The sequence below is a fragment of the Pseudomonas sp. B15(2017) genome, assembly GCF_002113215.1.
In the GTDB taxonomy this organism is placed as follows: Bacteria; Pseudomonadota; Gammaproteobacteria; order Pseudomonadales; family Pseudomonadaceae; genus Aquipseudomonas.
The window spans coordinates 196261-208919 of record NZ_NEJZ01000010.1 but is presented as its reverse complement, the minus strand read 5'-3'; the positions used below and the strand labels follow the sequence as shown (position 1 = coordinate 208919).

Here is a 12659-nt window from a genome sequence, read left to right as displayed (position 1 = left end):
CTGTCAGTCGGCGGTGGCTCAGACCATGGCCAGCCGCTGCTTGCGTTGTGGCGCGTGAAACGCCTGGTCCAGCGCCGCCAGATCCCCGGCATCAAGTTGCAGCTGCGCCGCCTGTGCATTGAGCTGCACGTGTTCCGGGCGCACGGCCTTGGGAATCGCAATCACGCCATCCTGACGCAGAATCCACGCCAGCGAAACCTGTGCCGGGGTCACGCCGTGACGAGTGGCAATCTGTTTCAGCACCGGCTCGGCCAGCATCGCACCGCCCTGGCCGATCGGGCAGTACGCCATCAACGGCATGCGCGCTTGCTGGCACCACGGCAGCAGGTCGAATTCGATGCCGCGTTCCTCCAGGTTGTACAGCACCTGATTGGTGGCGCAGACCGAACTCGACAGTTCCTCAAGATCGTCGACATCGAAGTTCGAGACGCCCCAACGGCCGATCTTGCCGTCTTCGCGCAAACGCTCGAAGGCCTCGACGGTTTCGTCCAGCGGATACTGGCCGCGCCAATGCAGCAGATAGAGATCGATGTAATCGGTGTCGAGCCGGCGCAGACTGCGCTCGCAGGCCTGGGGAATGCCTTTGCGGCTGGCGTTGTGCGGGTAGACCTTGCTCACCAGGAACACTTGATCGCGCAGGCCGGCAATGGCCTCGCCGACCACGCTTTCGGCACCGCCCTCGGCGTACATTTCGGCGGTGTCGATCAGGGTCATGCCCAGTTCGATACCGCTGCGCAGGGCAGCCACTTCACGCTTGTGCGCCGAGCGGTCTTCGCCCATGCGCCAGGTGCCCTGGCCAATCACCGGAACCTGCACGCCAGCCAATTCGAGGGTACGCATTCAAACCTCCTTTCTGAAACGGTCGATACCTTGAGTGGGCAGCAGGATAGCCCACGGGTTCCGTCCGGTTCCAGAAAGGAGGCGGGAGTGGTTACCTGGCGGAGAACTTCAACACAACGCTTTGGGTATAGGTCTGGCCGGGATCGAGGCGGGTACTCGGGAAGTTCGGCTGGTTCGGCGAATCCGGGTAGTGCTGGGTTTCCAGGGTGAACGCGCCCCAGTGCGGATAGACCTTGCCACCCTTGCCCTTGACCGTGCCGTCGAGGAAGTTGCTGGTGTAGAACTGCACGCCAGGTTCGGTGGTGAACAGTTGCAAGTGGCGGCCCGATTGCGGGTCGCTGACTTCGGCGGCGAGTTTGCTGACGTCACCCTTGGTGTCCAGCGCCCAGTTGAAATCGAAGCCACCCTGTTTCTCTTCGGCGAATTTCAGTTGCGGATGATCGGCCTTGATGTGCTGGCCGATGGCGGTGGGTTTGGTGAAGTCCATCGGCGTGCCGGCCACGGGGGCCAGTTCGCCCGTCGGGATCAGTTTGGCGGTGACCGGGGTGTAATGGCTGGCGTGCAGGGTGGCGACTTGCTTGAGGATGTCGCCATTGCCGGCGCCGGCGAGGTTGAAGTAGCTGTGGTTGGTCAGGTTGAGCACCGTGGGTTTGTCGGTGCTGGCCTTGTAGTCGATGCGCAGCTCGTTGGAGTCGGTGAGGCGGTAGGTCACTTCGGTGGTGAGATTGCCGGGGAACCCCATTTCACCATCCGCCGACAGGTAGGTCAGGGTCACGCCCACCGAATCCTTGTCTTTGGTTTGCGTTGCCTTCCAGACTTTTTTGTCGAAACCCTGAGTGCCGCCGTGCAAGGCGTTGGTCTTGTCGTTCTGCGGCACTTGATAGCGTTTGCCGTCGAGTTCGAAGGCACCATCGGCAAGACGATTGCCGAAGCGGCCGATGGTGGCGCCGAAGTACGCGGTGCCTTTCTGGTAACCCTGCACATCGTCGAAGCCGAGGACGATGTCGTCGAGCTTGCCGTGTTTGTCCGGCACTTGCAGCGCCTGCAAGGTGGCGCCGTAGGTGATGACCGTGGCCTGCATGCCGTGGCTGTTGCGCAGAATGTATTGCTCGACGGGCGTGCCGTCATTGGTCTTGCCGAAGGCTTTGTGTTCGCTGGACAGGCCGGCGGCCTGGGCGGAGAGAGTGGCGATCATCAGGGACAGTCCGAGGCCGCAAAGTGAGTGTCGGGATTGAAGCATGGTTGACCTTCCTTTTTGTTGTTGTTTTAAAAATCTCTAAATAGTCATGCTAATTGATGTTAAAGTGAAGATTTATAGCGGATTAAACGGTTAATGCAAAAATAAAGTCGGACTAAATTCCTTGGGCAGTGTGAACCGAAGATCGGGAATCCACGCCGGCACTGCACTTTTGCGAAATCCCCGGCTCTATCCATGGCCAGGGTGCGGTGACTTCCGCCGCACAGGAACGTGTCTGTCAAAGAATTCATGCCGAGAGTTTTGCACCCCATCGCTGCATTCATTCATCGCCCGTGCCTGCTGCTGGCCTGCCTGTCGACGCTGTTGCTCGGCGGTTGCAGCCATCAGGACGGCAACAACTTCATCACCCAGATGCGCGAGGGCAGGCCGCAGGAGTTTCTTCAGACCAGCGTCGATCGCATGGCCACGCTGGCGATGCGCGACAACCTCGACAGCCTCTATCGCTTGATGGGCAAGTTGTACCTGCGCAACCCGGACGAGTTGCGCAAATCAGGTTTTCTCGACATTCGTACCGCGGTCAAACAGGTGCGGCTGGCCGTCGAACAGCAACAACCGTTGCCGACCCTCGGCGGCAAAAAAGACCTGGCCGCGCTGAGCTATGCCATGAGCCCTGAATTTCTCGGCGACCGGGTCGGCGCGTTCATCTATGCGATCGGCAGCATGCTGGTCACCGCCCACGGCAACCGCACCGAGTTCTACATGACCGATGCGATCAACCCGACCTTCGTCAACAACGCCGCGCGCAACATCGAGAAAGCCACGTGGATCCTCGCCCAGCGGCAGAACAAGGAAGGCCAGCCGCTGCTGTTCTCCAACGAGATTTCCGAGGAGGGCAGCAATCTGAGCTTCGCCACGGAGTTCGGCAAAATCGTGGCGCGTCTGGATCTGCTGACCCAGATGCTCGACGAGCGCTACCGGCGCATCGGCCTGAATTACGCCCAGAGCCTGCTGTTTTTGAATTTCTTGCCCGTGCAGTGAGCCTGGTCGGGTAGAGTGGCGGACGATTGTGTTTGTATACAATTTTCTGTCCGATTTGACTCAAAGGGAGCTGCAACCGTCATGACCGACCCCGCAAGCGCCGAATACTCGAGCCTGGAACGTGCCGCCCGCACGGACAAACTGCCTTACGCCGCGCTGCTGGCGTTTGCCATGACCGGCTTCATCGCCATCCTCACCGAAACCCTGCCCGCCGGCCTGTTGCCGCAGATCGGCGCCGGCCTGGGCGTCAGCGAAGTGCTGGCCGGGCAACTGGTGACGCTGTATGCGCTGGGCTCGATTGTCGCGGCGATTCCGCTGACGGTCGCCACCCGCGGCTGGGGGCGCAAGCGGGTGCTGCTGATGACAGTCGGCGGGTTTCTGCTGTTCAACACCATCACCACCGTTTCCAGCCATTACGGTTTGACCCTGGCCTCGCGGTTTCTGGCCGGGATGGCGGCGGGGCTGTCGTGGGGGATCATGGCCGGTTACGCGCGCGGAATCGTGCCGGTGCATCAGCAAGGTCGGGCGCTGGCGATTGCCATGCTCGGCACCCCGGTGGCCCTGTCGCTGGGTACGCCGGCCGGCACCTGGCTGGGCAATGCAATCGGCTGGCGCGCCTCGTTCGGGATCATGTCGGCACTGGCGCTGGTACTGGCGGCCTGGATCGTCATTGCCGTGCCGGATCGTCCCGGCCAGGCCCGTGCCGAACGGTTGCCGTTGATGCAGTCGCTGCGTTTGCCCGGTGTACGCCCGGTGTTGTTCGTGGTGCTGACCTGGATGCTCGGCCACAACATTCTCTACACCTACATCGCGCCGTTTCTGACGCAGGCCGGTCTTGGCGAGCGGGTTGACCTGGTACTGCTGGTCTTCGGCCTGTGTTCGTTGCTGGGGATCTGGATCATCGGCCTGCTGGTGGATCGCTGGTTGCGCGGACTGGCGCTGATCAGCCTCGCGGTGTTTGCCGTGACCGCACTGGTGCTGGCACTGGTCGCCCCATCGCCCTGGCTGATTTATGCGTGCATGGCGGTGTGGGGCCTGTCGTTCGGCGGCTCGGCGACATTGCTGCTGACGGCCGCAGCGGACTCTGCCGGGGAACATGTGGATGTGGTGCAGGCAATGCTCACCACCTCGTGGAACGTGGCGATCGCCGGCGGCGGCTTGTTTGGCGGCTTGCTGCTGGACCGGGCAGGGGCGATGTCGTTTCCGTGGGCGTTGCTGATCCTGTCGCTGATCGCACTGGCTACCGTCTGGCTCAACAGCACCCACAGTTTCAAACCGGGCCGGCGGCAGCACTGACACTCAAGAAATGGCATAACGATAGATCGGATCGATATAGGTGGTTATAAGAAAAATCGCTATGCTGCGGGCCAGATTTTTCCTGTTGTCTTCTGGATGTCTTCATGGAATTGGCAAATTTCGGCCTGGTGATTGCCGGGCTGGTGGTGGGGTTCATCGTTGGCATGACCGGTGTTGGCGGCGGTTCGTTGATGACGCCGATCCTGCTCTGGTTCGGCATCAATCCGGCCACGGCGGTGGGCACGGATCTGCTGTACGCGGCCATCACCAAATCCAGCGGCGTGCTGGTGCACAGGAAAAACAAGAATATCGACTGGGCCATTACCGGCTGGCTGACCCTGGGCAGTGTCCCGGCAGTGGCGATGACCTTGTGGTTCCTCAGCACCCTGCACACCGCGCCGGACGCGATGAACGCCATCATCAAGCAGGCACTCGGCTTCGTGCTGTTCGCCACCGCGCTGGCGATTCTGTTCAAGAAGCGCCTGCTGGAATTCGCCCACAAACGTGCCGGCGGTAACTACAACCCCAGCGGCGCGCGCCTGAATGTCATGACCGTGATCACCGGTCTGATCCTCGGCACCATGGTCGCCCTGACCTCCATCGGCGCCGGCGCCCTCGGCACCGTCGCGCTGTTCATCCTTTATCCGCTGCTGCCGACCCGCCGCCTGGTCGGCACCGAAATCGCCCACGCCGTACCGCTGACCCTGGTCGCCGGCCTCGGCCACGCGAGCATGGGCAACATGGACTGGGGTGTGCTGGGTTTCCTGCTGGTGGGCTCGTTGCCGGGCATCTGGCTCGGCAGCCACCTGACCGGCCGCGTCTCCGATGAACTTCTGCGCCCGTGCCTGGCGACGATGCTGGTGTTGATCGGTTACAAACTGGCGTTCTGATCGGCGAGCATCTATGACCCCGAAGGCTCAAGCATCCGGCTGACGCGGTCATAAAAGGTAAACAAACGGGCGACAGGATCGCGCCCGTCCGGTTGCGCAAAACCGGTGCTGACCTAAGCTTTGGGCAAGGCGAAACACTTTTGCCGGGCACCACCCGGAACAATCGCCGCGATGCGCAATCATTAGAGCGTGGATATCAAAAGGAGATGCGCATGCTCATCAGGTCACTGACCCTGACACTCTTGCTGGCGATTGCCGGCCCCCTGTTCGCCGCCGACGGCGATTCCCCTCTGGACGTCGACAAGGGCATTAACCGCCCGGTGATCGTGATCGCTTCCAGTACGGTCGATTCTTATTGGGTCAGCCTGAAAAAAGCGCTGGACGACCCGGCCAACAAACAAGGCATCGCCGACCGCAAGATCAAGGTCTACACCATCCTGAGCATGAGCGGTCAGGTCGATGGCAAAAGCATGGAGCAGCAGCAGACCATGGCGTTGCTGCGCTCGCTGAAGCTGGGCGCCGGGGCGTATCCGAAAGTGTTTCTGGTGGGCAAGGATGGTGAGACCAAACTGTCGGCTTCGGGGGAGGAAGCCGCGACGGTCGACCTGAAGAAAATTTTCGACACCATCGATGCGCTGCCTGCCGCCGAGAAAGAAACCACTTCCACCGTGGTGACGGCGCCGGCTGCTGCAGAACCGGCCCCGGCCAAAGGCGCGAAAGGGACAAAACCGACGAAGCCGACCAAACCGGCCAAGCCACCGGAAATGCCGGATGATTGATTGAGGCAGGCTCTGAATGAAAATGGCGAACGTTATAAAGCGTTCGCCATTTTTTTTGCCCGCCGGAATGACCCCGATGCTTTGAATATCAGGTCATGAGCTGACGGATGACATTGACCAGAACCGGAGAAAAAGCCGCGAGCTGGCCATTCTTGGGAGTCAACATGTCATCAAGGAGAATGCCCAGTAGCTCTTCATCTTCAAGGTCATCGGGTTGCATGCCTCCTGTAAAGATCAGCTGATCAACCAGCTGTTTCCGCGCCCCTATGAGTCCGCGATTGCTTTCTTCGGTATGACCGAGATTCAAGATTTCCAAGGCTGAATTTGCGCGTTCGGTTTTGCCGGTCACTCTACCGGACAGGTAAAACTTCAATTCCGACTCGCACTCCTCCATCAAGGGCGTCAGATCCAGTGGGCGGGTGCCTCGATGATGTCCACATTGATTCTGGCGCTGGCAACTGGCGACGATGTTGGTGAACTCCAATGTGCGATTGGGGGCCTTATCCTGGGCTTCAACGTGCTCGTTATGTGAGTTGTCGCCTGCAATGGTCTGGCAGCAATAGGCGCAAAGGCTGAACTGTTCCGCTATACAGGCCGTGCGCACGCTCACACGTTCTTCGCTGGGCAGGTCCCGGTAACGTAATGTTGTGTTGGCGCGTTTCCATCTGATGAGTTGTTCCGGCTCGGCTCCCTTGGTGATCTTACGCACGACGCAGCTCCAGCTTGCGCAGCAACAGCGCTGCTTTCGCCAGTTCGATATGACCGTCTGGAAGTTCTTCTGCCAGTTCGGCGAATAGCTTCTGTGCGGTTTCCAGATCACCGTCCTGCAAGCGTTCGAGCAACGCGTTCAAGCGTTTTTGAACGTCGCTGTTGCGGATATCGGTGTCCATGACTTCCAGCAGCACCTGATTGGCATCGAGTCCGTATAGGCCGTTGTGTTCGTGGAGTTCACCGTCATTGAGCACGTAAACCAGAACATCCTTGGCGTCACTAATGACCAGTGGCGAATGGGTGGTCAGCACGAACTGGCAGTTGGGGAAGGTTTCGCTCAGTTGGCGGATCAAGCTGCGTTGCCATTTTGGGTGCAGGTGCAGATCCACTTCGTCGATCAGCACGATGCCGTCGCCATGGAGTGGGTTGTCCAGGGACTGGTTCATCATCGCCAAACGGCGGGCGATATCACCGACCAGCGCCATCATCGACTTCTCGCCTTGAGAGAGCTGGGCGACGTTGAGGGTGACGCCATCCTTGTCGATGGCCATGTGCAGGCGCGGTTTGCGTTGCACGCGCAGGTTGGTGAAGCCGGGCATGAACGCGGCGATGGCGGAGCGCACGGCAGTCAGTTGGCGGTCGCGGGAGGAGGCTTTCAGTTTGGACAGGGTTTGCCAGACCTCGCTGTCCGAGCCGAATTTTTCGGAGATTTCAGCCAGTGCAGTGTCGGAAATACCGGTTTCGTTTTCGCTGTCTTCGCGTTCGCGGAACCACTCGAAGAAACGGCGGAAGTCGACGCCTCGGTTGAGCGAGTTGTCGTAGCCGTCGAGTTGGTCGAAGGTGTGTTTGGTTTTGATTTTTAGCGGGATTTCGAGCACGGAGCGCTCTACTGGGTAGTACGCGATCAGCGGTAGCGACGCCTTTTCATCGGTTGTGAGCTGATTCCGATAGTGGTCTGCAAGAGCGGAAGCATCGGTCAACGAACTAAAGAATGTTGCTTTTCGCCCTTGTCGCGTACGCGCTACACCCCATGCAAAGAGGTGAGAGTTTTTCTCTGCATCGGGAGCATGAGTCCGTGGATGCGTTAAATCTGCAACTTCAATGACCACAAGCGCGCTGGACGCCCCGTTACGAATAGCTTCATCCGTAATGTGGTTGCCATTGCCCTTCTCGTTGCGAACTCTAGCTACAAACCAACTGAGTGAAACGGCTAATGATGTTAAGAGAGTAGTTTTACCTGCGCCGTTATTGCCTACAAGCACCGTGACATTTGAGGTGTGGCTTTTTGTTGGCGCCAACTGAATCTCAAGATCGGTGAACCGACTGATATTTTCGACAAAGAATTTGTTGATTTCCATTGCAACGCCCTTTGAGGGTCAGCCGGATTAGAGAATTTGACGAGCATTATGTCATCCCCTGCCCAAGATTGATCTGGTGCAGTTTAGATACATCCATTCCAATCGCTCATCTTTGAAAAATAGTTACCGCACATGTCACGTAATCTAGCTGCGCAAAGGCCTTCAATGCCGTCGGAGATTTCCTTCAAAACGCGGCGGCGTTGGTGAACTGGTGGCTCGAGTCGTACGCCGATAACCTTTCCGGGCCGCTGCAAAATCAGCGGTCGGATGTGGAAGTCCGGTTTTAGATTCATTCACCAAGCCTCATAAAGCGCATGGCGACATCTTTTATGTCAACATCGCGGCCTTTTGGTGGCTGTACGCGGGAGCGCTTTCGAGTGCGCCGGGTTCGGGTGATTGGCTCGGTCTTCCACACCTGCGTACAGCTGCCACCCTCATGTGGAAGTGAGATGGGTAGCGTTCTCAGCAATCCCCATTGGAGTTACACCCATGAAGAAAACGGATTTCGAATCACCTGAAATTTGCACCGAATCAACCAAGCCCCGCTACATCCCCATCACCGGCATCGACTGCCAGATCCCCTGTCTACTGATCGACCGCGAAGCCCCGGTTGACGTACTCCACGGCACCGCTGCCTACCGCTTGCGCAGCGTGACGCAACTGCTAGAAACCCTTTCGCTCAGCGACGGTACAGGCCACGACGCATTACTGCTGCAGGACTTCGCCCGGGTGCTGGCAATCCCGCTGCGCGACAGCTGCGATCTGATGGATGTACTGGGCTGGAAGCTACAGGCGTAGTTTTCAACCTCCCAGACAAAAACGGGCGATCTTCTCAGACCGCCTGTTTTTTTATGGCGTGCTTATCGGGTCAATTCCCCGAGAATCCTGTGCGCAATCTTCACCCGTTCTCCATTCGGATAGTTGCGGTTCGCCAGAATCACGATCCCGACTTTCTTCGATGGCACGAACGCGACATACGCGCCGTAGCCAGCGGTGGAACCCGTCTTGTTCAGCAGCACGTTCGCCGGTTCAGGCTGTGGCGGATTCAGCCATTTGACCTTGTGCGGTTCCATGGCCATTGGCGTCGAGTTGCCGTCCAGCAGGCGTTCGAGGCTGATCGGGTAGGCGTAGCGTTCCCAGCCCAGGCCCTGGGTCATGTCACCAACGGTGTAGTAGCCGGAGTGGGTGAGGGCGATGGCTTTTTGCAGCGGTGTTTCGAGTCTGGTGGTGTCGAGGTTGGCCTCGACGTATTGCAGCAGGTCGGCGGCACTGGTTTTTACGCCGTAGGCTTCGGAATCCAGTGCGCCGGGGCTGACGCGAACCGGTTTGTTGGTCTTGTCATAGCCCTGGGCATAGAGCTTTTGTTCAGACGCGGGCACCGACAGGTAGGTGTGCTTGATTCCGAGTTTCGGCAGCAGGGTTTCAGTCATGACTTGATTGAATGGCTGGCCCAGGCTTTTCGCCGCCAGGTAACCGAACAAGCCAATGCTCGGGTTGGAATACAGACGCTGGCTACCGGCCGGAAACGTCGGTTTCCAGTGTTGGTAATAGCCGAGCATCTTGTCGGCAGAATCCGCGGCATCCGGAAATTGCAGTGGCAGGCCACCGGCGCTGTAGGTGCCCAGTTGCAGCAGGCTGATGTGGTCGAAGGCGCTGCCTTTCAGCTCGGGCCAGTGCTGGCTGGCCTTGTCGGAGAATTGCAGTTTGCCGCTGGCCTGGGCGTAGGCGGCGAGGGTTGCGGTGAAGGTTTTGCTCACCGAGCCGATTTCGAACAGGGTGTTTTCATTCACCGCTTGCCCGGTGCTCTTGTCGGCGACCCCGTAGTTAAAGTAATGCGCCTTGCCATCGACGGTCACGGCCACGGCCAGCCCCGCGATGTCCTGTTGCTGCATGACTGGCGTCACAGTGGCCTTGACCAGCGCTTGCAACTGGTCGTCGGTTTGCGGGGCGGCCAGGCAAGTGGCTGCGCCGAAGAGGAGTCCAAAAGCGCTGAAGGACTTGAGTTTGTTCAGGTTGATCGAAGACATGCTTGAACCACTCTCCATGAGTGTTGATGGTGTTATCCCGCTACACTGCGAGCGTTTTTCATCGGGTTGCTGATCAGCGCCGCAAATCTAGGCAGTCCCGCGTCTTTCGACAAACGATGAAATCTCGGACGAGCCATTAGAAAAATTTGGGATTTGGCATGATTCGACCTCAATTGCCATTAAATGCATTACGCGCTTTTGAAGCTTCCGCGCGCCACCTCAGTTTCACCCGTGCCGCCGTGGAGTTGTGTGTGACTCAGGCGGCCGTCAGCCATCAGGTCAAAAGCCTGGAGGCGCAACTCGGCGTGATCCTGTTCAAACGCCTGCCCCGTGGGCTGATGCTGACCGGTGAGGGCGAAACCCTGCTGCCGGTGCTGACCACATCGTTCGATCATATTGCGCAAATGCTCGAGCGTCTGGCGGGCGGGCAATATCGGGAAATGCTTACGGTCGGTGCGGTGGGCACCTTCGCGGTGGGCTGGTTGTTGCCGAGGCTGGCGGACTTTCAGGCGAAACATCCGCTCATAGATTTGCGGCTGTCGACCAACAACAATCGGGTGGACGTCGCCGCCGAAGGCCTGGATTACGCGATCCGGTTCGGCGCCGGGGCGTGGCACGGCATCGAGGCGACCCGTTTGCTTGAGGCGCCATTGTCGGTGCTCTGCGTGCCGGAAATTGCCCGACAGTTGCACACGCCGGGGGACCTTTTGCAGCAACGTTTGTTGCGTTCTTATCGCACCGATGAGTGGCCGGAATGGTTTCACGCGGCGGGTCTGGCGACGCATGCCGCGCCGCCCCAGAGCATTGTGTTCGACTCGTCGCTGGCGATGATGGAAGCGGCGCTGCAGGGCGGCGGGGTAGCGTTGGCGCCGCCGTTGATGTTTGCCCGGCAACTGGCGGCGGATTTGATCCGCCAACCCTTTGCCATCGAAATCACCACCGGCAGCTATTGGCTGACGCGCTTGCAGTCACGGCCGGAGACTTCGGCGATGGCAGCGTTCAAGCATTGGTTGCTGGAAATTTCAGACTAGTGAACGTCCTTGTGGGAGCGAGCTTGCTCGCGAAGACGGCCTCAAATTCGAAAAATTTATCGACTGACGCTCCGCCATCGTCGGATCGCCGCCCGGAGCAAGCTCGACCCCACAGGGTATTGCGGTGAATCCGGCTTAGCGCACCAGACACGGCTTCTTGTTATCGAACGTCCAGCCCGGAATCAGAAACTGCATCGCCACGCTGTCATCCCGCGCACCCAGCCCCATGCCTTTATAGAGCTCGTGGGCCTTGGCCACCTGGTCCATGTCCAGTTCCACGCCCAGCCCCGGCTTCTTCGGCACCTGTACGCAGCCGTCAACGATTTGCAGCGGCGCTTTGGTCAGGCGCTGGCCGTCCTGCCAGATCCAGTGAGTGTCGATGGCGGTGATGTCACCCGGTGCGGCGGCCGCGACGTGGGTGAACATCGCCAGGGAAATGTCGAAGTGGTTGTTGGAGTGCGAGCCCCAGGTCAGGCCCCACTCGTGGCACATCTGCGCCACGCGCACCGAACCCTGCATGGTCCAGAAGTGTGGGTCGGCCAGCGGGATGTCCACCGACTGCAACTGAATCGCATGGCCCATCTCGCGCCAGTCGGTGGCGATCATGTTGGTGGCGGTTTTCAGGCCGGTGGCGCGGCGAAATTCGGCCATCACTTCACGGCCCGAATAGCCGTTTTCCGCACCACACGGATCTTCGGCATACGCCAGCACATGATGCTGGTCGCGACACAGACGAATCGCTTCTTTCAGTGACCACGCGCCGTTTGGATCAAGCGTAATTCGCGCATCGGGGAAGCGCTCGGCCAGTGCTGTCACCGCTTCAATTTCGGCATCGCCGCTGAGCACACCGCCCTTGAGCTTGAAGTCCTTGAAGCCATAGCGCGCATGAGCAGCTTCGGCCAGGCGCACCACGGCGTCAGCGGTCATGGCTTGCTCGTGACGCACGCGGAACCAGTCGTTGTCGGCATCCGGTTCGCTGCGGTAAGCGAGGTCGGTTGCCCGGCGATCGCCCACGTAGAACAGATAGCCGAGCATCTTCACTTCATCACGCTGCTGGCCTTCGCCAAGCAGTGCGGCGACCGGCACATCGAGGTGCTGGCCGAGCAGGTCGAGCAGGGCGGCTTCGAGCCCGGTGACCGCGTGAATGGTGATGCGCAGGTCGAAGGTTTGCAGGCCACGGCCGCCGGCATCGCGGTCGGCGAAGGTCTGGCGCACCTGGTTGAGGATCTTCTGATACGTGCCGATCGGGTTGCCGACCACCAGGCTGCGGGCGTCTTCGAGGGTCTGGCGAATGCGTTCGCCGCCGGGCACTTCACCGACGCCGGTGTGGCCGGCGTTGTCCTTGAGGATGACGATGTTGCGGGTGAAGAACGGCCCGTGGGCACCGCTCAGATTGAGCAGCATGCCGTCGTGGCCAGCCACCGGAATGACTTGCATCTCGGTGATGATCGGAGCTTTGGCGATGTCGTGTGCGGTCATGTCGGGTTGTCC

Annotated in this window: 12 protein-coding genes; 6 read left to right on the top strand and 6 right to left on the bottom strand. The window is 59.6% G+C overall.

The annotated features are described in order from the left end of the window. Positions 1-18: 18 nt before the first annotated feature. Positions 19-840, bottom strand: coding sequence for an aldo/keto reductase (locus CAF73_RS16765; protein WP_085698957.1), 822 nt, complete (start codon positions 838-840; stop codon positions 19-21). A gap of 91 nt (positions 841-931) precedes the next feature. Continuing rightward, positions 932-2080 carry an aldose epimerase family protein gene (locus tag CAF73_RS16760; RefSeq protein ID WP_085703290.1) on the bottom strand — a complete coding sequence of 383 codons (1149 nt, stop codon included), beginning with the start codon at positions 2078-2080 and terminating at the stop codon, positions 932-934. Positions 2081-2326: 246 nt separating this feature from the next. Here CAF73_RS16760 and CAF73_RS16755 point away from each other — a divergent pair, with 246 nt between their 5' ends. The 4 genes from CAF73_RS16755 to CAF73_RS16740 all read left to right on the top strand — a co-directional run bounded on the left by CAF73_RS16755 (position 2327) and on the right by CAF73_RS16740 (position 6041). Then, entirely contained in the window at positions 2327-3076 is a 750-nt protein-coding gene (locus CAF73_RS16755; protein WP_085686885.1) for a hypothetical protein, read from the top strand. Positions 3077-3157: 81 nt separating this feature from the next. Further along, positions 3158-4372 carry an MFS transporter gene (locus CAF73_RS16750; protein WP_085703289.1) on the top strand — a complete coding sequence of 405 codons (1215 nt, stop codon included), beginning with the start codon at positions 3158-3160 and terminating at the stop codon, positions 4370-4372. A gap of 104 nt (positions 4373-4476) precedes the next feature. Beyond that, entirely contained in the window at positions 4477-5262 is a 786-nt protein-coding gene (locus CAF73_RS16745; RefSeq protein WP_011335062.1) for a sulfite exporter TauE/SafE family protein, read from the top strand. 212 nt (positions 5263-5474) lie between these two features. Further along, complete coding sequence (locus CAF73_RS16740; protein WP_085698964.1) at positions 5475-6041, top strand: DUF4174 domain-containing protein; 567 nt, start codon at positions 5475-5477, stop codon at positions 6039-6041. An 88-nt stretch (positions 6042-6129) separates the two neighbouring features. Here CAF73_RS16740 and CAF73_RS16735 read toward each other — a convergent pair whose 3' ends face one another. Both CAF73_RS16735 and CAF73_RS16730 read right to left on the bottom strand, forming a co-directional pair. Further along, on the bottom strand, positions 6130-6750 hold the full coding sequence (locus CAF73_RS16735; protein WP_085703288.1) for a retron system putative HNH endonuclease: 621 nt from the start codon (positions 6748-6750) through the stop codon (positions 6130-6132). Further along, positions 6743-8110: an AAA family ATPase gene (locus CAF73_RS16730; protein ID WP_085703287.1), complete on the bottom strand. Its 1368-nt coding sequence runs from the start codon at positions 8108-8110 to the stop codon at positions 6743-6745. Before CAF73_RS16730 ends, CAF73_RS16735 begins: the two co-directional genes overlap by 8 nt. A 489-nt stretch (positions 8111-8599) precedes the next feature. Between CAF73_RS16730 and CAF73_RS16725 the strand changes: the two genes are divergently transcribed. Continuing rightward, entirely contained in the window at positions 8600-8908 is a 309-nt protein-coding gene (locus CAF73_RS16725; RefSeq protein ID WP_085703286.1) for a hypothetical protein, read from the top strand. A 62-nt stretch (positions 8909-8970) separates the two neighbouring features. On the opposite strand, the gene ampC is transcribed toward CAF73_RS16725, so the two are convergent. After that, a complete protein-coding gene (gene ampC, locus CAF73_RS16720) occupies positions 8971-10137 on the bottom strand; it encodes a class C beta-lactamase (protein WP_085703285.1) in 1167 nt (388 codons plus the stop codon). A 158-nt stretch (positions 10138-10295) separates the two neighbouring features. Here ampC and CAF73_RS16715 point away from each other — a divergent pair, with 158 nt between their 5' ends. Then, positions 10296-11168 (top strand): LysR family transcriptional regulator, encoded by an 873-nt coding sequence (locus CAF73_RS16715; protein ID WP_085698968.1) that lies wholly within the window; start codon positions 10296-10298, stop codon positions 11166-11168. 135 nt (positions 11169-11303) lie between these two features. Here the strand turns inward: CAF73_RS16715 and gudD are convergent, their stop codons facing one another. Further along, on the bottom strand, positions 11304-12647 hold the full coding sequence (gudD, locus tag CAF73_RS16710) for a glucarate dehydratase (RefSeq protein WP_085698970.1): 1344 nt from the start codon (positions 12645-12647) through the stop codon (positions 11304-11306). Positions 12648-12659: the final 12 nt, after the last annotated feature.

What these genes read in the sequence shown, in the direction of transcription:
- CAF73_RS16730 (WP_085703287.1), bottom strand. Translation starts at nt 8,110, where the DNA reads ATGGAAATCAACAAATTCTTTGTCGAAAATATCAGTCGGTTCACCGAT.
- CAF73_RS16715 (WP_085698968.1), top strand. Translation starts at nt 10,296, where the DNA reads ATGATTCGACCTCAATTGCCATTAAATGCATTACGCGCTTTTGAAGCT.
- gudD (WP_085698970.1), bottom strand. Translation starts at nt 12,647, where the DNA reads ATGACCGCACACGACATCGCCAAAGCTCCGATCATCACCGAGATGCAA.
- CAF73_RS16755 (WP_085686885.1), top strand. Translation starts at nt 2,327, where the DNA reads ATGCCGAGAGTTTTGCACCCCATCGCTGCATTCATTCATCGCCCGTGC.
- CAF73_RS16745 (WP_011335062.1), top strand. Translation starts at nt 4,477, where the DNA reads ATGGAATTGGCAAATTTCGGCCTGGTGATTGCCGGGCTGGTGGTGGGG.
- CAF73_RS16740 (WP_085698964.1), top strand. Translation starts at nt 5,475, where the DNA reads ATGCTCATCAGGTCACTGACCCTGACACTCTTGCTGGCGATTGCCGGC.
- CAF73_RS16725 (WP_085703286.1), top strand. Translation starts at nt 8,600, where the DNA reads ATGAAGAAAACGGATTTCGAATCACCTGAAATTTGCACCGAATCAACC.
- ampC (WP_085703285.1), bottom strand. Translation starts at nt 10,137, where the DNA reads ATGTCTTCGATCAACCTGAACAAACTCAAGTCCTTCAGCGCTTTTGGA.
- CAF73_RS16750 (WP_085703289.1), top strand. Translation starts at nt 3,158, where the DNA reads ATGACCGACCCCGCAAGCGCCGAATACTCGAGCCTGGAACGTGCCGCC.
- CAF73_RS16760 (WP_085703290.1), bottom strand. Translation starts at nt 2,080, where the DNA reads ATGCTTCAATCCCGACACTCACTTTGCGGCCTCGGACTGTCCCTGATG.
- CAF73_RS16765 (WP_085698957.1), bottom strand. Translation starts at nt 840, where the DNA reads ATGCGTACCCTCGAATTGGCTGGCGTGCAGGTTCCGGTGATTGGCCAG.